The following is a 19975-nucleotide window of genomic DNA, read 5'->3' as shown; positions in this document are numbered from 1 at the left end:
CGCTCCCGCTTCGGTTGGGGTGCTGGGTCGAGGGAGGCTTGAGGGCGTCGCGGGGGTGGGTGCCGCGCGGGGGCGCCGCTCTTCTTTCGCGCAACGCGGGAAACAGTGATTCGGTTCCTTTCTGTCTTGATCTTGGCGGGGAAATGGGGGCGGGGACTTGCGGAGCGCGTGCTCCGGTTGGGTTGTAGGTTAGCTGAGCTGGGGGTTTGATGGAGGCGCGTGCCCAGGCGCGAATGGGGGTTCACTCGAAGGTGTGGCGGACCGGGAGTGTGCTTGCGGGCAAGGTCGACTGGGGGTGGGGGCAGATTTGGCAGTGGGGGCTGTCGGGCGGGGCGGCGGAGGTAGTGGACTTCCGGGTGGTGTGATCGGCGGGAGGCGGCGGATGGCTGGCAGCGACACCGGGTACGGCGGGCTGGCCGGCGATCTTTTCCTGCGACTGGCGGCCGATGGGCGGCTCGCGCTTGAGCCGGCGCAGGCGGCGGTGATCGTGGATGAGCTGGTGCGGACGCTGGACTCGGTGTGCCTGTTGCTGCGCTGTGCCGACGCGGAGTCGCGAGAGTCGGCCGCGGACTGGTTGATCCCCGGTGGGCGGACGCCCGCGCTGGACATCGACCAGCCGAGGCTGGAGGCGGCCCGGCGGGAGCTGCCGAAGTACATCGAGGCGTTCCGGCTGGTGCGGGACCGGGCGTCCTAGGCCGGGTTTCCGATGTCACGCCGGCGACGTCCGGCGCACGGGCTAGTCGAGTTCCGGGCCGGTCCAGGCGGCCAGGTCGCGGCGGCCGGTGATGCCCAGTTTGCGGTAGACGCTGGAGAGGTGGAACTCGACGGTGCGGCGGGCCAGGGTCAGCTCGTCGGCAATCTGGGCGTTGGTGTGGCCGCGGGCGACCCGGCGGGCGATGCGTCGTTCCTGCGGGGTGAGGACGGGGCGGTCGGCCGGGTCGGGGGTGCTCAGGGTGGCGCCGCAGTGGGCGGCTAGTTCGCGGGCGCGGGCCAGGTGGGGTTCCGCTGCTGCCGGGGAGCCTGCTTGGCGGTGGGCTTGGGCCAGGTCGTGGCGGGCGTGGGCCTCGGCGAGGGCGGTGCCCGCGGCGGCCAGCAGGCTGGCGGCCTCGGTGAGCAGGGCGATTCGCTGGGGGCCGTCGCTGGTCAGCGCGCGGGCGTAGGTGGCGAAGCCGAGGGCGCGCGGGGTGTCCCAGGCCGCGGCGGCGGTCTGGTCGGCCTCGGCCAGGGCTTGGGCCTCGTCGTGGCGGTCGGCGCGGAGCAGGGTGCGCACCGCCTCGAAGCGCCAGGGCAGGAACTCGGCGTTGAGCTCGGCCCAGCCGGTGACGTGCCTGCCGCAGTCCAGTTGCGCCGTCAACGCCGCGTCCAGGTCGCCGTTGGCCGCGGCGACCGCGCCCCGGCCGCGCAGCACGCACATCGAGGCGCCGGTGTCGGCGTCGAGGCGGTACTCGGTGAGCAAATGTTCGGCCCGGCGCAGCGCTCCGGTGTGCACCAGGGTCTCTGCCAGGTTGGCCGCGGCGGTGGCCACGATCGGATGGTCGCGGGCCAGGCCGTACGCCGCGCACGCGGTCAGCAATGAGTCCAATGTGGACACTGTGTCGCGCAGGTTTCCCTGACGCCGCAGGTAGTACGCCCGGGTCAGCTCACAGCCGAAGCGCTGGATCTCGGCGCCCTCGACCGGCAGGGCGGTGTCCAGCTCGCGGCAGGCGCGTTCGGTGGCCGCGTCGTCCCCGGCGAGCAGCAGTGCCGAGAGCGCGAGCCAGCAGGCGTCCCATTCATGCCGCGGGTCGGCCTCGGCCAGCACCGCGGTGGCCAGCTCGACCGCGTTACCCGCGCGCGGTTCGCGCAGCGCCGCCAGGCAGGCCCGCACCGCGGCCAGACCCCGGCGCGCCGGCGGATCGGCCAGGTCGGCCTCGGCCAGCCAGTCCGCCAGCCCGCTCAGCCGGGTGGTCCCGCCGGGCCGGAACAGCGCGAACCCGGCCCTGGTGAGCTGCAACCGGATCGCGGCCGGCGGATCGTGCTGGTGCAGCCGGTCGGCGGCCTCGTCGAACAGGCGCAGCGCGTCCTGGGTGCTCGGCAGCCTGGTCGCCAGCCGCCGCAGCAACCCGGTGGTGGCGGTGACATCGACGGCGGTGTCCTCCCGCCGCAGCTCCCGCAGCAGGCAGGTGAGGGCGGCCAGCGGGTCGGTCTCGGTGAGCATCGCGGCCAGCTGCTGGGTGTGCGCAACCCGCTCGGCCACCGGCATCGGTTCGGCCAGCGCGTGCCGCAGGTACTCCACCGCCGCCCGCCAGTCCCCCCGGTCCAGCGCCTGCGCGGAGGCGGCGCACAGCGCGTCCGCCGCCCAGTCCAGGCCGACCGAGCCGATCCGCACCAGCTGGTCGGCGGTGCGTTCGGCCGCGCCGGGCAGCGCGCGCAGCATCTCCGCCGCGCGCAGCCGCACGGTGATCCGCGCGCCCACCGGGAGCCCGCCCAGGACGGTCTCGGCGGTGTCCGGCTCGCGGAAGGACAGCGGCACCCGGTTGACCAGCACGCCGGCCGCGGTCAGCACGTCCACCGCGGCCAGGGTGGCGGGCAGGCTCAGCTGGGCCAGCGCCGCGGTGTCGCCCAGTGGCGCCTCCGGGCCGAGCACGGCCACCGCCACCGCGACCGCGCCCGCGTGCGGGCCGAGTCCCTCGAACACCGGCGGCAGCGGCGCGGCGCCGCTCTCCCGCCGTGGCGCGGGGGTGTCCGGCACCCCCGCGACGGCGCGCAGCGCGTCGACGTTCAGTCCCAGTCGTCCCGCCCAGGGCGATCCTGCCAACGTCCCTCTCCCACCTAGACCCGGTTCCGACCGTAGTCCTCCTCCCCCGTGCGGGTGGAGCCTCAGCATCCCCGCAGTGAAACGCGCAGGCCACGGAGCTCGTAGGCGGCGATCTCCGGCCGGTAGGCCACCGTCGGGCCGCTCTCCAGGGTGATCCCTGGCTGGTTGAGCAGGGCGTGCAGGAACAGGTCGCTCTCCAGCATCGCGATGTGCGCGCCGGGGCAGCGGTGCGGGCCGTCGCCGAAGGCCAGCGCCACCGGCGAGGCCCCGTCAGCAAGCCCGCGACCCGGGCGGATGTCGGCCGGGTGGTCGCCGACCGCGGCCGGGTCCACGTTGGTGGCGCTGACCTCGACGTCCACCAGGTCACCGGCCGGGATGGTGACCCCGGTCAGCTCGATCGGGGCGGTGGTGCGGCGGCTGAGCCTGCTGACCACCGGTTCCAGGCGGAGCAGCTCGTGCAGCAGCGCCAGCCGCTCCGGCTCCGCAGCGGTGCGGTAGCGCTGCCCCAGGTCCGCGTCGGCGAGCAGGTGCCAGGCGGCCAGGTTGATGAACTCCCTGGTGGTGACCATGCCCGCGGCGGCGAAGGTCAGGCATTCACCGAGGATCTCGCTGTCCCGGCAGCCCTCGTCGATCAGGTGCGAGATCAGGTCGTCCCGGCGTTCCCGGCGGCGGGCGCGCACGGCCGGTCGGACGTCGCCGAGGTGGAACCGCAGCCAGGCCAGGTTGAGCCGCAGGAACCCGGGCGGGGCGGCCGGGAAGAACGCCTCCAGCCGCCGGTCGATGCCGGGCCTGCTGTCGGTGAGGCCGACGACCTCGGCGACCACCTGGAGCGCGAGCTGGAAGCTGAGCCTGCTCAGGTCGGCGCTGCCCGCCCGGCGCAGCACGGCGAGCTGCTCCTGCACCACCCGGCGCATCAGCGGCCGGTAGTGCTGCTCGACCCGGCGCGGGGTGAAGAACCGGGCGGTCTGGCGTCGGTGCTCGCGGTGCTCGGGACCGTCGCGGTAGAGGACGGGACGGCGCAGGCCGCTGGGCAGCTTGTCCATCCGTTCCACGGCGAGCCCGGCCTGGCGGGTCTCGGTGCTGCGCAGCACGGTGCGGCCCTCGGCGAGGCCACGGACGGACCAGTGCCCGGCCGCCACCTGGGTGATGGGGCAGCCTGCCTCGCCGTCCCGGACCCGCCGCCGGTCCCGGCCCGTGTTCGCCTCGCTGACCATGTCGCACTCCGGCTTCTCGAGCTCCGCGGGCAACGTTACGCGGTGGCCCAGTCGTGACCGCCGCTTCCCTGGTTCGTTGCCCCAGCTCACCTGTAGTGGTGAACGAAGGTGCTGGGGGCTAACGACTTTCCGTCACCGCGCGAGGTCCGGGCACAACTTCGCACGCAGGGAGCGACCATGTGCAGGCGGCCGCGGTGAAAGCCCTGGACGAGGCGTTGCGGGGCACACGAACCAGGGTCAGGTCAGCGAAGGCGACCCGGCCAGGACGAAACCCGCCGACCACCCGCCACCCGCGGAGACGCCGACCTGCGGCAAACGCTACACCTGGCCGGACGGGCTGGCCGTCGAGGTGGCCAAGCCCGTCGCGGGCAAGCCGGACAAGTACGCCGCACCGTCCACAGTGGACCGTGCGGTGAAGTTCAGCGTCACCGTGGTCAACGGCACCGAGGAGCCGGTGCGGACCGGCCTGCTGCTCGGGCCGACCGACGCCCAGTTCGACGGCCGCGACGCCAAGTCGGTCACCGACTTCAACGGTCCCTGCGGCACCGGCCTGGACAGCCGGGCGAGCTGCAGCTGGCGTTCCAGCCGGGGTTCGGCAAGGACAAGGCCGTCTTCGTCGGGCAGGCCTGACTCGCGGCAGACACCGACGGGGACACCCGTGCAGTGGCTTTTCCAGCGCCGGATCTCCTGCCAGCACCAGGTCAACCGGGGTGGCCGAGCGGAAACTCACGGTCGGTCACTGCCCTGGTGCACCCGTTCGGAACCCGGTGCGGCACGGCCTGTCGGCGGGGATCGGTAACCTCGGCCGCGTGACTTCGACGGAGACCGGATCGGACGTGGCAGACGCGACGCAGGTGCTGCGGCGGGTCTTCGGTTACGACTCCTTCCGCGGTGAGCAGCAGGCGATCATCGAGCACGTGGTGGCGGGCGGGGACGCGCTCGTGCTCATGCCCACCGGTGGCGGGAAGTCGTTGTGCTACCAGATTCCCGCCCTGGTGCGGCCGGGGGTCGGGGTGGTGGTCTCGCCGCTGATCGCGTTGATGCAGGACCAGGTGGACGCGCTGACCGCGGCCGGGGTGCGAGCCGGGTTCCTCAACTCCACGCAGCTGCCGGATGAGCGCCAGCTGGTGGAGTCGCTGTTCCTGGCCGGGGAGCTGGACCTGCTGTACCTGGCGCCGGAACGGCTGCGGCTGGAGTCGACCATGCGGTTGCTCGACCGCGGCCGGGTGTCGCTGTTCGCCATCGACGAGGCGCACTGCGTGTCCCAGTGGGGGCACGACTTCCGGCCGGACTACCTGGGCCTGTCCGAGCTGCACGAGCGGTGGCCGGACGTGCCGAGGATCGCGCTGACCGCCACCGCGACCAAGGCCACCCACGGCGAGATCGCCACCCGGTTGAACCTGACCGAGGCCAGGCATTTCGTGGCCAGCTTCGACCGGCCCAACATCCAGTACCGGATCGTGGCCAAGAACGACCCGAAGCGGCAGCTGCTGGAGCTGCTCGGCAACGAGCACAAGGGCGACGCGGGCATCGTGTACTGCCTGTCCCGGGCCTCGGTGGACAAGACCGCGGAGTTCCTCTCCGCCAACGGTTTCGAGGCGGTGCCCTATCACGCGGGGCTGGACTCGGCGACCAGGGCGCGCAACCAGTCCCGGTTCCTGCGCGAGGACGGGCTGATCGTGGTGGCCACCATCGCCTTCGGCATGGGCATCGACAAGCCCGACGTCCGCTTCGTCGCGCACCTGGACCTGCCCAAGTCGGTGGAGGGCTACTACCAGGAGACCGGCCGGGCCGGGCGCGACGGGCTGCCGTCCACGGCCTGGCTGGCCTACGGGCTGCAGGACGTGGTGCAGCAGCGGAAGATGATCGACACCTCCGAGGGCGACGAGGCGCACCGCCGCAAGCTGGCCCAGCACCTCAACGCGATGCTCGCGCTGTGCGAGACGGTGGAGTGCCGCCGGGTGCAGCTGCTCAACTACTTCGGCCAGCAGGGCCAGCCTTGCGGCAACTGCGACACCTGCCTGAACCCGGCGGAGTCCTGGGACGGCACGGTCGCGGCGCAGAAGCTGCTCTCCACGGTGTACCGGCTCAAGCGGGAGCGGAACCAGAAGTTCGGCGCCGGTCAGGTGGTGGACATCCTGCTGGGCAAGAAGACGGCGAAGGTCATCGAGCACGACCACGACTCGCTGACCGTTTTCGGCATCGGCGCCGACCTGCACGAACAGGAGTGGCGGGCGGTGGTCCGGCAGCTGCTGGCGCAGGGACTGCTGGCGGTGGAGGGCGACTACGGCACGCTGGTGCTCACCGAGGCCAGCGGGCAGGTGCTGAGCAAGCAGCGCGAGGTGATGCTGCGCCGGGAGCCGGAGCGCCCGGCGAGCAAGTCCAGCCAGGCCAAGGCGAAGAAGGCCGCAGCTGTGGTCGATCTGCCGGCGGAGGCGGTGCCAGTGTTCGAGCAGCTGCGGGCCTGGCGCGGCGCGCTGGCCAAGGAGCTGGGCAAACCGGCGTACGTGATCTTCCACGACGCCACGCTGCGCACCGTGGCCGTCGAGCGCCCGGCGACCCTGGAGGCGCTCGGCGGCATCAGCGGTGTCGGCGAGGCGAAGCTGGCCAACTACGGGCAGCAGATCCTGGACGTGCTGCACGGAGGTGGCGAGTGAGCATCAGGACAGGGTCAGGGCGTACAGCTCGACCCTCGGATCGTTGGGGAGGCTGATCGAACGAAGTGACTTGGCCGGGTTGAGCGGCACGGTCTGGCCGAACAGGCGGACCGGTGGGCCGTCGATGCCGGTGCCCGCCTTGATGCGGTGTGGCATCTCCAGCAGCACCACGGTGCCCGCTGGGGTGGAGCCCGCCCAGTCGCCGACGGAGATGGCGACGTCCTCGGTGGTGCCGTCGGCGTAGCGGAGGGTCACCGGTGCGGTGACCGGGCCGTTGTGGCTGGCGGAGACCACTTTCAGGCTGCTGCGCCTGCCTTCGGGGAGCAGCAGGGCCTGGCCGCGGGCCTCGACGAAGTTGGGTTCGGCACCGGCCGCGTTCGGGGCGGTGTAGGTGGTGCCGGCCCAGGTGACCGGGCCCGCCGGTGGCAGCAGGGCGGCGTCGTAGCTCCAGCCGCTGCCGTCGAAGTTGCCTTCGGCGGAGGCGGTCACGGTGGCGGTGCCGTCGTGGTCGGCGAAGGTCTTCAGCTCCACCGCGCACTGGGTTCCGCTGGTGCTCGCGCAGGTCGCGGCGGCGCGCAGCTCGACGGTCAGCTCGCGGACGACCTTGTTGCCGCCGAGGGCTTCCACGCGCACCACCACCGGGTACTTGCCGACCGGGGCGGCCGCGGGGACGGTGAGCGTCAGCGGCACGGTCTCCTGGGTGGGCAGTCGGGTGGAGCGCAGGAAGATCGGCGCGGCCGGGGCGTCGATCCGCCAGCCAGCCGGGGCGGTGGCGCGGACCTGGGCGGCGATGACGCCTGGGGACTGGCCGAGCACGTCCAGCGGCAGGCTCGTCTGCTGGCTGCCCGCCGAGGTGGGCAGCACCGCGGTGGGCTGGCGCAGCGAGGCGTCCACGTGGTGCCGGAGATCGCCCGCGGCGCGGTTGATCGAGGGCGGCTCGTCCTGGCGGCTGGTGCCCCAGTCGGAGGGGGTGCTGCCCAGGGTGTGCGCCAGGTTGCCGCCGCGGGCGAGGTCGGCCCAGGACAGCCAGGTCTTGCCGACCGGGCGGTCGTTCAGCGCCACCCGCTGCACGTAGCGGTTGGTGTCGCTGGCGCCGGGCGCGGTGACGGTGAGCGTGCCGCCCTGGCGGCCGCCCCAGTCGCCGATGCGCACGGTGGCGGCAGGGAACTGCGGGCTGGACAGCGCCAGGAAGTTGGCGCCGCTCATCGTCGGGTAGAGGCCGAGGCTGGAGAAGACGTACCAGGCGGACATGGTGCCCAGGTCGTCGTTGCCGGTCATACCGTCCGGGCCGGTGGTGAACAGGGTCATCGCGGCGCGGACCACGGTCGCGGTCTTGGCCGGGGCGCCTGCCCACAGGTACATGTACGGCGCGTGCAGGTCAGGCTCGTTGTTCGGGTTGTAGGTGGGTTTGCCGTAGTAGTCGTAGGGATCGGTGATCCAGTCCTTGCGGGCGGTGCCTGCCGGGTCGCGCAACAGCTTGTCGTAGGCGAAGAAGCGGTCCAGGCGCTGCTCGGTGGCCTTGCGGCCGCCCATCAGCTCGACCAGTCCGGCCGGGTCCTGCGGGACCAGCCACTGGTACTGGTGCGCGCCGCCCTCGTGGAACTGGTGTGCGGCGCCGACCGGGTCGTAGGGGGTGAGCCAGGTGCCGTCCTTGGTGCGCGGGCGGAACTGGCTGATGCCCTTGTCCCACAGGTTGCGGTACCACTGGCCGCGGTCGGCGAACATGCGCGCGTCGGCGCGTTCGCCGAGGGCGTCGGCGAGCAGAGCGAGCGCGGCGTCCGCGGCGGCGTACTCCATGGTCGCCGAGGCGGGGTGCGCGCAGTCGTTGTCGCCGCCCTTGTGCGCGCAGTCCACGCCGAGCTTGAGGCCGGAGGGGATGTAGCCGCGGGTGTTGTAGTAGTCCGCGCCGGACCGTCCATTGTAGACGGAGTTGGCGGGCGGGGTGGCGGTGGCGTTCTTGCGCAGCAAGGCATACGCCTCGCGCTCGTGCCCGGCGAGCAGGCCCTTGGACCAGGCCTCGACCAGGAACGGGGTGACCGGGTCGCCGGTCATGATGTTGGTCTCGCTGTTGGCCAGTGCCCAGCGCGGCAGCCAGCCGCCGTCGCGGCCGGCGGCCAGCACGGACAGCGCGACATCGCGGGCCACCTGGGGTTCCAGCATCTCCAGCAGCTGGTTCTGCGGGCGGTAGGTGTCCCACAGCGACAGGTTCTGGTACGGGGTGAAGTCGGTGGCGGTGCGCACCTTGTCGTCGAAGCCGAGGTACTTGCCGTCGACGTCGCCTGCCAGGTTCGGGTGCAGCAGTGAGTGGTAGAGCGCGGTGTAGAACGCGGTCTGCCGTTCGGTGCTGCCGCCGCCGACACTGACCGAGCGCAGCCGCTGCACCCAGGACTGGTGCAGCTTGGCGCGGACGGCGTCGAAGTCGTGCGCGTCGGCGGTCTCCGCGGTCAGGTTGCGGCGGGCGCCGTCCACGCCGGTGTAGGACAGGCCGACCTTGACCACCACGTCCCGGTCGGCGGTGGCGTCGAAGGTGACCCAGGCGCCGTTGCCGCCCGCGCCCGCGGCGTCCCTGGTGTCCGGGCGTTTGGTGGTGCCGCGCCAGGTGCCGAAGGCGGTGAACGGGCGGTCGAAGCTGGCGGTGAAGTAGACGGTGTGGTCGTCCTTGCCCGCGCAGAACCCGCCTGCGCGGACCCGGCCCTCCAGGGTGCGGTCGCCGACGACGTGGATCTCCGAGTCGTGCACGCCCTGGTTGGCCTTGCCGGTGTTGAACAGCACGTTGGCCGCGGCGGTGGCCGGGAAGGTGTAGCGCTGCCAGCCGGTGCGCTCGGTGGCGGTCAGTTCGGCGTTGACGCCGTAGCGGGAGAGCCCGACCCGGTAGTAGCCGGGCTTGGCCTCCTCGTCGGCGTGGGAGTACTTCGAGCGGTAGCCGGTGTGCTCGACCGAGTCGACCGGCCCGGTGGTGGGCATGATCGGCAGCTCGCCGGCCACCCCGCAGCCGACGCCGGAGAGGTGGGTCTGGCTGAACCCGTGGATCTGGTCCTGCTTGTAGTCGTAGCCGCCCTGGCCGCCGGTGTCCGGGCTGATCTGGACCATGCCGAAGGGCGCGCTGGCGCCGGGGAAGGTGTTGCCGAAGTTCTGGGTGCCGACGAACGGGTTGACCAGCGTGGTCGGGTCGGCCACCGGCTGGGCGGCCGCGGTGGCCGGGGCGAGCAGCCCACCGGCGAGCAGCGCGACGGCCAGTATTCGCGCGACGGTTCTGCCGGGAGATGGTGACACGGTTCCGCCCCCTCGCTGACAACGTTGTCGGAGTCAGAGCGACCATGCCATGTCCCGCCGGGCCGGGAAAAGGGTCTGTCCGGGGAACTGTCCGAATTTGGTCCGGAACCGGCGCGCGGCGCGAGTGCGGGCTGGCGGGCGGGGTGGCGGACGGCGGGGAGGCGGCGGCGGGCGGACTGGCGGCGCGAGCGGGCGGGCGGCGGGAGAGCTGGCGGGCTGGCGGCGCGGGCGGACGGCGGACGGCGAGCGGGCTGGTGGGCTGGCGGCGGCAGGCGGCGGGGAGGCGGCGGGCGCGGGGTCGCGTGGGTGCGGGCGGGGAGCGCGATGGCGGGCCGGGGTGCTCGGGCAGACTTTCGGCATGACCGTTGTTGATGTTCGGCCGCGGCGGCGGGTGGTCGCGTGGCTGGGGTGGGCGGCGCTGGCTCCGGTGGTGGGGCTGGTGCTGGTGCGGGTGGCTGGGCTGGACGACGGGAATGTGCTCGCGCTGCCGATGGCCGGTTTTCCGCTGGTGGCGGCGGGGACCGTGTTGCTGGCGGTGGTGTTCGGGGTGTTGCGGATGAAGGCCGCCTGGCTGGCCGCGGGGCTGGCGGTGGTGCAATTGGTGGTGCTGGTGCCGCGGTTTGTGCCGGACGGCGGTGCGGTGGGGGCGGTGCGGCTGCGGGTGGGCACGATCAACGCCCTGGTTGGGCGGGTGGACGCGGCGGCGCTGGTGGAGCTGGTGCGCACCGAGCGGCTGGATGTGCTTGCGGTGCAGGAACTTCCGGGGGCCGGGGTGCGGTCGCTGGCCGCGGCCGGGATCGACGAGGCGTTGCCGTACCAGGAGCTGCACCCGGAGGAGGACACCTCGATCTACTCGCGGTTGCCGCTGCACGGGGGTGGGTTGCTGGCCGCGCCGACGACCTGGGGGCAGACCGTGGCCAAGGTGGAGGTCGGCGGGCGGGCGGTCCGGCTGGTGGGGGTGCACACGCTGTACCCGTTGGGGGACGCGGAGAAGTGGGGCCGGGATCTGGCCGCGTTGCGGGTGGCGGCCGGGCCGGATGTGGTGATGCTGGGCGACTTCAACGCCACGCTGGATCACGCCTCGATGCGCGGGCTGCTGGACGCCGGGCTGGTGGACACGCACGCGGAGCTGGGTCGTGGGTGGGCGCCGACCTGGCCTTCGGGGTGGTGGGTGCCGCCGGTGATGCAGCTGGACCACGTGCTGCACGGGGCGGGGCTGCGCGGGGTGTCGGTGGGCGAGCACACGCTGGGTGGCTCGGATCACCGGATGGTGGTTGCCGAGCTGGCCCTCGCCTGACCAGCGCAGAGTACAGTATCGGCTGGTACTGAAGGAGGCGGTGATGGCGATCGGGCGGCCCCGGGAATTCGACGTCGACCAGGCGCTGGACCGGGCGCTGGAGGTCTTCTGGCGGCACGGCTACGAGGGTGCGGCAATGTCCGACCTGACCGCGGCCATGGGCATCAACCGGCCCAGCCTGTACGCGGCCTACGGCAACAAGGAGTCGCTGTTCCGCAAGGCGCTGGAGCGCTACGCCGAGGGCCCGGCGCGGCACGTCAACGAGGCCCTGCAACAGCCGACGGCGCGGGCCACGGCCGAGCGGCTGCTCTACGGCACGGTGGACACGGTGACCGCGGCCGGCCGTCCGCGCGGGTGCCTGGTGGTGCAGGGCGCGCTGGTCACCGGTAGCGCGTCGGACGGGGTGCGGGCGGCGGTGTCGGCGGAGCGGATGGCGGCCGAGGTGCGGTTGCGGGAGCGGTTCGCGCGGGCCCAGGAGGAGGGTGACCTGCCGGAGTCGGCGGACGCGGCGGCGCTGGCGCGGCTGGTGATGGTGGTCAGCCAGGGGATGGCGGTGCACGCGGCCGACGGAGTGGGGCCGGCGGAGCTGCGCCGGGTGGTGGAGATGACGATGGCGAACTTCCCAGGGAAGTAGGGCCGCTGGCCGCCGCGACCCTCACACCAGACCCCGGCGCACCGCCCACACGATGACCTGGATGGAGCTGGAGAAGCCGAGCTGGTTGCACATGGCGCGGGTGCGCCTGCGCACGGTGCGCTCGGAGAGCTCGAGCCTGCGCGCGACCGCGTCGATCGGCAGTCCGGTCGAGAGCAGGCGGAGCAGGGTGACCTCTTCCTCGCTGAGCACGGCGTGGTCACGGATGTTGTCGGCTACCACCATCGTGGTCCCTCCTGGGGGTGCGTTGACCAGTTGGAAGCTCATCGCAGGCCCGCCCGGGTCGGTCCGGCTGTCCTGGATGTGGTGTTCCCCCAGTTCGACCGCGGGCAGCACTGTCCACTGTGGACGGAGTGACCGCAGGCCCAGGAAGGAGTTCCGGCTTGCTGTGCGCGCATCGTCGGCTCCCCCTCCCAGCAGTCGAGCCGGTCGACGGCGTCCTTGGCGCAGACCGTCGGCGGCTCCAACACGATCTCACCCGATTGGCCGATGGCGGTACTCGCCGAGGCTGCCCGGGGAGAACTTCTGCCCTTGCGAACCAGTCACCCTGCCCGAAGCGAGCGTCGCGACATCTAGCCTTGGCTGATGAGTGAGCGATCAATCATGGCCTTGGCGGATCTGGCTACGCCGATGGCGATCCGGGTGGCGGCGACGCTGGGACTGGTCGAACGGACTGGGGCCGCGGGGGCTTCCGTGGAGCGGCTGGCTTCGGAGACCGGGACTTCTGTGCTGGCCTTGCGGCGGTTGCTCGACCACCTGGTCGCGGTGGGGGTTTTCGCGGTGGAGTCCGGGCGTTACCGGCCGACGGAGCTGGGTGCGCAGCTGGGGCCGGAGCGGTTCAAGACGCTGCTGGACATCAACTGTGCCGGTGGCCGGGCGGAGCTGGCGTTCGTGGAGCTGCTGGAGACCGTGCGGGACGGCACTCCCGCTTATGCGAAGCGGTACGGGCGGGAGTTCTGGGCGGACCTGGACGCACGCCCGGAGTTGCGGAAGTCCTTTGACGCGCAGATGAACTGGCGGTTCCGGGTGCAGGCGGGGCAGATCGCGGAGCGGTTCGACTGGGGGCGGTTCGGGGAGATCGTGGATGTGGGCGGGGGCGACGGGTATGTGCTGGCGGAGATCCTGCTGGCGCATCCCGGGGTTCGGGGGCGGGTGGTGGATCTGACGCCGACGGCCGCGGCCGCGAGCGAGCGGTTTGTCGCTGCGGGGCTTGGGGATCGGGCTTCGGCGGTGGCGGGGAGCTTCTTCGATCCGTTGCCCGCGGGGGCGGATGCCTATGTGCTGTCCGACATCGTGCATGACTGGGACGACGAGCGGGCCCGGCAGATTCTGCGGCGGTGCCGGGAGGCCGCTGGGGACAACGGGACTGTGCTGGTGATCGAGCCCGCCTGGGAGGACGGGACTGGGACGGCGATGAGCTTGTTCATGTTGATGTGCTTTGGCGGCAAGGAACGCAGTGTCGCGGAGTTGGTGGAGCTCGGGGCTGCAGGTGGGCTTGAGCTGCGGGCGTCCGGGGCGATCGCGGAGGGGCGGGTGCTGCTGGAGTTCGGGGTGGTGAGCTAGCGGGGTGCGAAGTCGCGGACGGTGAGTGCCGCGGCCAGGATCCGGGCGCCCGCTGGGTCGGCTGGGCTGTGGCCGGTGAGGGTGGCTATCCGGCGCAGGCGGTGGTTCAGGGTGTTGCGGTGGATGTGCAGCTCGGCGGCGGCCCGGTGCCGGTTGTGGCCGCTGGCCAGGAAGACGCGCAGGGTCCAGAGCAGGTCCTGGTGCTGGGTGAGCTCGTCCAGGATGCGGTGCAGGCGTTCCCGGCCGGGGCCCGGGCGGCAGAGCTGGTACTCCAGCAGGACGTCGTCGAGCTGGTAGGCGCCGGGTGGGCGGCCGAGGCGGGTGGCCAGGTCGGAGATGTCGGTGGCCTGCTGCACGGCGGCGGGGATGGCCGCGCGGGTGGCGGCGGTGGCGATGCCGGTGAGCAGGGCGGTGCCCGCGGCCAGGTGCAGGCGTTCGGACAGAGCCAGGGCGGTGGCCGGGCCGTCGGCGGGAGCCTCGCCCGGGTCGTTGGCCGGCAGCAGCAGGACACCGCCGGTGTGGTTGACCGCGGCCAGGGTGTGCGGGGGCAGCTCGGCCTGCAGGCGGCGGACCAGGGTTCTGGCGGCCAGCTGCGGGTCGGCGCCGTCGGACTGCGGGGGCGGGCCGAGGCGGAGGTGCAGGACGGTGTGCGTCTCGGACAGCGGGATGCCGAGGCGTTCGGCCAGGGGTTCGGCGGGGGCGCCGGTGAGCAGGGCGGTGACCAGGGCGCGGCGGGCCTCGCGGTGTTCGGCGTCCAGGGTCTGCTGCTCGTGCAGGTAGGAGGCGGCCACGGCGGGCACGGCGACGCTGAGGTAGCCGAGCAGGCCGGGCACGCTGGAGAGCAGCTCGGGCAGCTCGTCCGGCTCGGCCAGGGCGGCCATCGCCTCCCAGCCGACCTGGGCGGCGATGTGGTAGGTGCCCAGCACCACCTCCAGCGGCACGCCCTGCTGGGCGCGGCGGATGGCGGCGCCGATCTGCTCGGTCAGCTCCTCGGGGCGGGGCGGGCGGCGCTCGCGCAGGCAGTGCAGGTACAGGCGCAGGTTGAGCGCGATCGCGGCGCTGATCTCCCTGCTCACCAGCTGCGGCGGTAGCTGCTGGTAGCCGGCGGCCCTGGCGAAGAAGGCGGCCAGCACGTCCTCGGCGATCCGCGGGATCGCGGCCTCGGCCCGTTGGTACAACTTGGCCAGCGGATCGGGTTCGGGGATGTCCACCACCGCCTGAGCCTGCTCGACCGGCGGGGCAAGCGCAATCCACTCCCGCCCTGCTACCCAGGTAGGCAGCTGCACAACGGTGGCCGTGCGGGTTGTGCAGCTGACCAGCGGTCCTCCCCTGATCGAGCGATGAGCGCCGTCAGCGCCCTGGCACCCCGGCAGAATCGTGGGCTCCACGGCGGCGGGAGGACGATGGGACAGGACGACGGAGCCGGGCCGATATCAGTCTCGGAATGTATGAAAATGCTGCGGCGCAAGGGCTTCCGGCAGAGCGTGATCCGGGACGAGGTGGCCAGCACGGACGCGGTGATGTTCAACCGGGTCTGGCGGGGGGTGCGGGAGACGGTGCTGGCGTACTCGGAGTCCGAGGCGCTGGCCTACCGGGTGCGGGCGGAGGACGTGGACGCGGCGGATCCGTTCACGGTGGACCCGGACCGGCGGATGTGGCACCGGGGCGGGGAGTTCCTGGAGGTGGCGCGGCAACTGCTCGCGTTGCCACCGCCGCCGGGGCACAGCGCGTTCCCGGCGACCGGGATGGCTTAGCCGGTGGTGAACGTCCAGGTGCCGGAGCCGACGCGGTAGGGGGCGTGGCCGGGGATGGGGGGCAGGGTGACCGCACCGGGCGGGGCGGTCACCTGGTGGGCGGGGCCGGGGCGGGCCGGGGCGGTGGGCACGTGGATCTCCGCGGTCGCGCCGACCGGGACGGTGGCGGTGAGGGTCAGGCCGGTCGGGGTGGTCGCCCAGCTGACCGCGGCGCGGCCGCGGACGGTGTTGATGCTGGTGCGGGCCCAGGCCACGCCGGCCCTGGCGTCCGGGCGGATGAGGATGCGTTGGTAGCCGTTGGCCAGTGGGCGCAGGCCCGCCACGTTCTCGTACAGCCACTGGGTGACGGTGCCCTGGAAGTAGTGGTTGCGGGAGCGGGAGTCCTTGTGCCACATCTCCCACATGGTGTCCGCGCCCTGCTCGATCCAGTAGCCCCAGCTGGGTTCGGTGCGCTGCACGGCGATCGCGTGCGCCAGGTCGGCGTGGCCGTGCGCGGTGAGCACCGGCAGCAGCACGCTGGTGCCGAGGCAGCCGGTGTTGAGGTGGTTGCCGCGCTTGCGGATGTCTGCCGCGAGACTGTCCACAACGGACTGGACTGACTCCGGTGGCACCAGGCCGAAGGCCAGCGGGATGGCGTTGCTGGTCTGGCGGTAGCCCTGGTCGCGGTCGCTGTTGTAGTGGCCGCCGCGCAGGAAGGTGCGGTTGAGGGTGTCCTTGGCCTGCTCGGCGACCGCGCGGTAGCGGGTGGCGGTGGCCTGGTGGCCGAGCAGCTCCCCCATCTCGGCCACCCCGATCAGCGCGCGGTGCAGGTAGGCGGTGGCGGTGAGCCGGTTGTCCTCGGGGGCCACGCCCCAGGGCGCGTCCGGGGACAGGAAGTCGCCGAGGGCGGTCAGCGCCAGGCCGCCGCTCATCCGGTTGATCTCCCAGTCCAGGTAGCGGGTGAGCGCCGGCCAGTGCTCGGCGGCCACCCGGTCGTCGCCGTACCAGCGGTGCAGCTCCCTGGCCAGGAACGGGAAGACGGTGGTCCACTCCGGGGTGGGGGCGAGCTGGCGGTAGCCCCAGCGGCCGCCGTTGGGCACGATCACCGGCACCTGGCCCGCGCTGTCCTGGGCGTCGGCCAGGTCGCCTGCCCACTTGGCGAACAGGCGCTGCATGCCGAAGGCGTAGGCCATGCTGGGCGCGCCGACCTGAGCGTCGCCGGTCCAGCCGTTCTTCTCGTACGTGGGGGTGTCGGTGGGCAGGGCGTGCAGGTTGTTCGCGATGGTGCGGCGCATCATCCGGTCCAGCTGCTCGAACATCGGCTCGGCGCAGCGGAACTCGCTGACCTCGGGCACATCGCTGTGCACCAGCCGCCCCAGCACCTGCTCCGGCCGCGGCCCGGTGATCTGCACGTAGCGGAAACCCTTGTAGCAGAACCGGGGTTCCCAGGTCTCCGCGCCGCTGCCCGCGGCGATGTACTCGTCGCGCTGCTGGCGGGTGTCCTTGACGTGCTCGTTGACCGACTGCACGCTGCCATCCGGGTTGAGCTTCTCCCCGTGCAGCAAGGAGATCCGGGTGCCGGCCGGGGCCCGCACGGTGATCTTGGTCCAGCCGGCCATGGTGCGGCCCATGTCTGCCACGTGCACGCCGGGCCGCAGCTCGGTGATGCTCGCCGGGCGGATGGTCCCGGTGATCCGGATCGGTTCGTTGGGCTGGGCGCGCAGGATCCCGGTGGGGGCGGGGACCAGCTGGGCGTCGGTCCAGTGCTGGGGAACGTGCCGGGCGTCGTAGGTTTCGCCGGAGTACTGGGAGTTCGCGCGGGTGGGGCTGTCGGTGAGCCGCCAGCTGCCGTCGGAGCCGATGGTGGTGCGCCCGCCGTCGGGGTGCTCGATCTCCAGCTGGGCCAGCAGTCTGGGCTCGCCGTGCCACTTGGCCAGGTGCCAGTCCCAGACGTTGATCGTGGTCATGCCGTAGAAACCGCGGCCCAGCGTGACGTCGAGCCGGTTCGCACCTTGCTGGAGCTGGCCGGTGACGTCGTGCACGGCGTAGAGCACGGTCTTGTCGTAGCCGGTGAAACCCGGGTCCAGGACCTGGTCGCCGACGCGGTGGCCGTTGAGCTGGGCGTCGTAGTAGGCCAGGCCGCTGAGGTAGAGGCGGGCGCGGGTGACCGGGCGGTCGAGCTGGAAGCCCTTGCGCAGCAACGGGGCCGGGCGCGGTGGGGCGGGCACGGTGATGTTGCGGGACCACGGGCCTTCACCGTAGCGGGCCAGGACGGCCGCGGCGGGCCAGCCGGAGTCGTCGAAGGCCGGGCTGGTCCACCGGGGGTGCGCGGTGCCGGTGGCGCGCCAGCCCGCGCCGGTGGTCAGTTCGCGGGTGCTGCCGTCGGTGTGCTCGACGAGCAGGCGCAGCAGCAGTCCGGCCGGGCCGCCGCGGTTGACGGCCTCCACCGCGACGGTGAGCCGGGATCCGGCGGCGCGGACCTCCTCGGTGACGTCGAGCAGGTGCGCGGCGGTCCAGGCGTTGCCGGAAGTGTTGGCGGACAACACTTCCTGGCCGTTCAGGTGCACGTTCAGGGCGTCGTCGGCGGTGGCGACCAGGGTGGCGGCGCGGACCTCGGCCGGGAGGTCCAGGGTGGCGCGGAACCAGCGGGAGCCGGTCGGGGCCCCGGTCAGGGTCCAGCCGGGGCCGCCGATCCAGGACGCCTGGTCCAGGGCCGGTGGCGGCGGTGGTGCGGCGGGGCCGATCCAGCTGGCGGACCACGGTTGGCCCAGCTGGCCCGTTTCCCACCAGGCCGGGGCGCTCCAGGGGCTGGGGCCGTTCTCGCCGTCCCAGACCCGGACCCGCCAGTGGTAGCGGGTGCGGGGGCGCAGCGGCGGGCCGTCGTAGCGGATGCCCAGGGTGCGGCTTGACGCGATCCGGCCGGTGTCCCAGCGGGGGCGGCCCTCGGCGAGGCGGCGCGGGTCGGGGTCGGCCTGGATCTGGTAGGCGGACTGGGTCGCGCCGTTGACCTCGGCGCTGAGCACCCAGGCCAGGCGCGGGTGCGGGACGTCGGTGCCGAGCGGGTTGTCCGCGTACTCGGTGGTGAGCCGGGTGATCGCCACAGCGCACACGGGTTGGTCCTCCCCAGCCTCGGCGGTCCCGTCAACCGACAGTGCCACCGCCGCCGCGCCCGCGCCAGCGCCACGCGAGAAGTCCCGCCGGTTGCCGGTCAGCGGCGAACGGGTGAGCTTCGCTGGCACACTGGGCTGATGCCGTATCCCGGAGCCGAACGCGCCGCCGCCCGCTACCTGGCCGTGGCCGACCGGCTGCTACCCGGCCGGATCACCGGCTGCTACCTGGTCGGCTCGGCCGCGCTGGACGCCTGGCGGGCCGGGCGCAGCGACATCGACTTCATCGCGGTGGTGGACGGCGGGTTCAGCGAGCGGGAGCTGCGCCGCCTGCGGGTGCTGCACGTCGCCGGCAACCTGTCGGCCGCCGGACGCGCGCTGGTCAGGGCGGACCCAACCATCCCCGGCACCATGAACGGCGCGTTCGTGCCCGCGGCGGAGCTGGGCAAACCGGTGACCCGGATCCGGCCGCTGGCCTCGCACAGCGGCCGTTCCTTCAAGCGCGGCCGTGGGTTCGACGTGAACCCGGTGATGTGGAAGGTGTTGCGGGAACAGGGAGTCACCGTGCGCGGCCCAGCCCCGGACCGGCTCGGGCTCGACCCGGAACCAGACAGGCTGCGGGAGTGGAACCTGGACCAGTTGCGCGGCCACTGGCGGGACTGGGCACAGCAGTGCGTCACCAGCCGGGCATCGGGCAAACCCCTGGTGCCCGCGCATCGGGCGGCGCTGGCCAGGGTGCTCGGCCCGCCGCGCCTGCACCACACCATCGCCACCGGCGCGGTGATCTCGAAAGAAGCGGCGGCCGAATACGCATTGGACGTCTTCGACGCCCGCTGGCATCCGCTACTGCGCGCCGCCTTGGCTCAGCGCACCGGCGGGCCGGGCCCGGAAATCCCGGAACCCGGCCTGCTGCGGCGGCTGGCCGGTGAGTTCACCCTGGAACTGCTCAGCGATGCGGAACGGTTGGCGCGCTGATCAGAAAGTGACGTCGATGCACTGGTAGAACGCGTTTCCGGTGTCCGCGATGTCCCAGACCGCCAGGATCAGGTGCCTGCCGGTCTTGCCCGCCGGCACGGTGCCGGTGTGCGAGACCGCGTTCGGCGGCCGCGCGCCACCGTTGCTGACACTGATGAACGGGGCGGGGTCCAGTGCGGCGCGGGTCAGTTTCGCGTTGGCGTTCCAGCCGTTCTTGGTGATGAAGTACTTGAACGAGGTGGTCGCGTGCGGCGCGGTCAGGTACCAGCTGAACGTGCGGCTCGCGCCGCTGGTCAGCTGGGTGGACGGCCAGCTCCCGCCGCGTGGGTCGTCCAGCTGCGCGAACTGGCCGAGCCCGCCGGCACAGATACTGCCGTCAGCGGGTCCGCGGGCCGGGAATCCCTTGGGGCCCTCCACACTTTGTGGTTCCCACTGGATCGGCCCGCAGTTCTTGGCGGTGCCGAGTTTGCAGAAGTAGGCCCGGCTGTTCGGGCCGTTGGTGTAACCGTGCGCGCTGGCCGTGGCCGGTACCAGGACGGAAAGCGCCATCAGCGCCAGGCTCATCAGGCCGACGAGAATCGAGCGCGTGATCGGAGTGGTGTGCAAGGCAACCTCCGCGGTGTTTCCGGCGGCGGGGGTTGCACCTCATGATGACAGCGCGCGGAGATTTCCCGGCAGCGACTAACGTCGGATTACCGGTCCTTCGG

15 protein-coding genes are annotated in these 19975 nt (G+C 72.6%); 8 read left to right on the top strand and 7 right to left on the bottom strand.

All coding sequences use genetic code 11. The annotated features are described in order from the left end of the window. Positions 1-382 precede the first annotated feature (382 nt). Complete coding sequence (locus tag ACWDY5_RS22955; protein WP_449724217.1) at positions 383-694, top strand: hypothetical protein; 312 nt, start codon at positions 383-385, stop codon at positions 692-694. A 42-nt stretch (positions 695-736) separates the two neighbouring features. Here ACWDY5_RS22955 and ACWDY5_RS22950 read toward each other — a convergent pair whose 3' ends face one another. Together ACWDY5_RS22950 and ACWDY5_RS22945 are read right to left on the bottom strand one after the other, a co-directional pair. Beyond that, complete coding sequence (locus ACWDY5_RS22950) at positions 737-2797, bottom strand: LuxR C-terminal-related transcriptional regulator (RefSeq protein ID WP_449724216.1); 2061 nt, start codon at positions 2795-2797, stop codon at positions 737-739. Between the two features lie 62 nt (positions 2798-2859). Then, positions 2860-4044 carry a cytochrome P450 gene (locus ACWDY5_RS22945; protein WP_449724215.1) on the bottom strand — a complete coding sequence of 395 codons (1185 nt, stop codon included), beginning with the start codon at positions 4042-4044 and terminating at the stop codon, positions 2860-2862. Between the two features lie 316 nt (positions 4045-4360). On the opposite strand from ACWDY5_RS22945, the gene ACWDY5_RS22940 reads away from it, so the two are divergent. Both ACWDY5_RS22940 and recQ read left to right on the top strand, forming a co-directional pair. Further along, positions 4361-4810: a hypothetical protein gene (locus ACWDY5_RS22940; protein WP_449724214.1), complete on the top strand. Its 450-nt coding sequence runs from the start codon at positions 4361-4363 to the stop codon at positions 4808-4810. Positions 4811-4820: 10 nt separating this feature from the next. Next, complete coding sequence (gene recQ / locus ACWDY5_RS22935) at positions 4821-6668, top strand: DNA helicase RecQ (protein ID WP_449724213.1); 1848 nt, start codon at positions 4821-4823, stop codon at positions 6666-6668. A gap of 3 nt (positions 6669-6671) precedes the next feature. Here the strand turns inward: recQ and ACWDY5_RS22930 are convergent, their stop codons facing one another. After that, a complete protein-coding gene (locus ACWDY5_RS22930; RefSeq protein ID WP_449724212.1) occupies positions 6672-9941 on the bottom strand; it encodes a GH92 family glycosyl hydrolase in 3270 nt (1089 codons plus the stop codon). 358 nt (positions 9942-10299) lie between these two features. Here ACWDY5_RS22930 and ACWDY5_RS22925 point away from each other — a divergent pair, with 358 nt between their 5' ends. Then, complete coding sequence (locus ACWDY5_RS22925; RefSeq protein ID WP_449724211.1) at positions 10300-11238, top strand: endonuclease/exonuclease/phosphatase family protein; 939 nt, start codon at positions 10300-10302, stop codon at positions 11236-11238. 43 nt (positions 11239-11281) lie between these two features. Then, the gene (locus ACWDY5_RS22920) at positions 11282-11872 is read left to right on the top strand and encodes a TetR/AcrR family transcriptional regulator (protein ID WP_449724210.1); all 591 of its coding nucleotides are present in this window, start codon (positions 11282-11284) and stop codon (positions 11870-11872) included. 21 nt (positions 11873-11893) lie between these two features. Here ACWDY5_RS22920 and ACWDY5_RS22915 read toward each other — a convergent pair whose 3' ends face one another. Then, positions 11894-12115, bottom strand: coding sequence for a LuxR C-terminal-related transcriptional regulator (locus ACWDY5_RS22915; protein ID WP_252482041.1), 222 nt, complete (start codon positions 12113-12115; stop codon positions 11894-11896). A gap of 360 nt (positions 12116-12475) precedes the next feature. Between ACWDY5_RS22915 and ACWDY5_RS22910 the strand changes: the two genes are divergently transcribed. Then, positions 12476-13453, top strand: a complete 978-nt coding sequence (locus ACWDY5_RS22910) for a methyltransferase (protein ID WP_449724209.1) — start codon at positions 12476-12478, stop codon at positions 13451-13453. Here the strand turns inward: ACWDY5_RS22910 and ACWDY5_RS22905 are convergent. After that, positions 13450-14667, bottom strand: a complete 1218-nt coding sequence (locus ACWDY5_RS22905; RefSeq protein WP_449724208.1) for a PucR family transcriptional regulator — start codon at positions 14665-14667, stop codon at positions 13450-13452. The genes ACWDY5_RS22910 and ACWDY5_RS22905 overlap by 4 nt on opposite strands. A gap of 234 nt (positions 14668-14901) precedes the next feature. On the opposite strand from ACWDY5_RS22905, the gene ACWDY5_RS22900 reads away from it, so the two are divergent. After that, positions 14902-15207, top strand: a complete 306-nt coding sequence (locus ACWDY5_RS22900; protein ID WP_449724207.1) for a hypothetical protein — start codon at positions 14902-14904, stop codon at positions 15205-15207. Here ACWDY5_RS22900 and ACWDY5_RS22895 read toward each other — a convergent pair. Then, positions 15204-18296: a family 78 glycoside hydrolase catalytic domain gene (locus tag ACWDY5_RS22895; RefSeq protein WP_449724206.1), complete on the bottom strand. Its 3093-nt coding sequence runs from the start codon at positions 18294-18296 to the stop codon at positions 15204-15206. The genes ACWDY5_RS22900 and ACWDY5_RS22895 overlap by 4 nt on opposite strands. 138 nt (positions 18297-18434) lie before the next feature. On the opposite strand from ACWDY5_RS22895, the gene ACWDY5_RS22890 reads away from it, so the two are divergent. Next, entirely contained in the window at positions 18435-19268 is an 834-nt protein-coding gene (locus ACWDY5_RS22890) for an aminoglycoside adenylyltransferase domain-containing protein (RefSeq protein WP_449724205.1), read from the top strand. Here ACWDY5_RS22890 and ACWDY5_RS22885 read toward each other — a convergent pair whose 3' ends face one another. Beyond that, positions 19269-19874 carry a lytic polysaccharide monooxygenase auxiliary activity family 9 protein gene (locus tag ACWDY5_RS22885; protein ID WP_449724204.1) on the bottom strand — a complete coding sequence of 202 codons (606 nt, stop codon included), beginning with the start codon at positions 19872-19874 and terminating at the stop codon, positions 19269-19271. Positions 19875-19975: the final 101 nt, after the last annotated feature.

The organism is Crossiella sp. NPDC003009, from assembly GCF_053591555.1.
The sequence above is the reverse complement of the archived record's forward strand: the minus strand, read 5'-3'. Positions and strand labels throughout refer to the sequence as shown.

What these genes read in the sequence shown, in the direction of transcription:
- ACWDY5_RS22955 (WP_449724217.1), top strand. Translation starts at nt 383, where the DNA reads ATGGCTGGCAGCGACACCGGGTACGGCGGGCTGGCCGGCGATCTTTTC.
- ACWDY5_RS22925 (WP_449724211.1), top strand. Translation starts at nt 10,300, where the DNA reads ATGACCGTTGTTGATGTTCGGCCGCGGCGGCGGGTGGTCGCGTGGCTG.
- ACWDY5_RS22920 (WP_449724210.1), top strand. Translation starts at nt 11,282, where the DNA reads ATGGCGATCGGGCGGCCCCGGGAATTCGACGTCGACCAGGCGCTGGAC.
- ACWDY5_RS22915 (WP_252482041.1), bottom strand. Translation starts at nt 12,115, where the DNA reads ATGGTGGTAGCCGACAACATCCGTGACCACGCCGTGCTCAGCGAGGAA.
- ACWDY5_RS22910 (WP_449724209.1), top strand. Translation starts at nt 12,476, where the DNA reads ATGAGTGAGCGATCAATCATGGCCTTGGCGGATCTGGCTACGCCGATG.
- ACWDY5_RS22900 (WP_449724207.1), top strand. Translation starts at nt 14,902, where the DNA reads ATGAAAATGCTGCGGCGCAAGGGCTTCCGGCAGAGCGTGATCCGGGAC.
- ACWDY5_RS22890 (WP_449724205.1), top strand. Translation starts at nt 18,435, where the DNA reads ATGCCGTATCCCGGAGCCGAACGCGCCGCCGCCCGCTACCTGGCCGTG.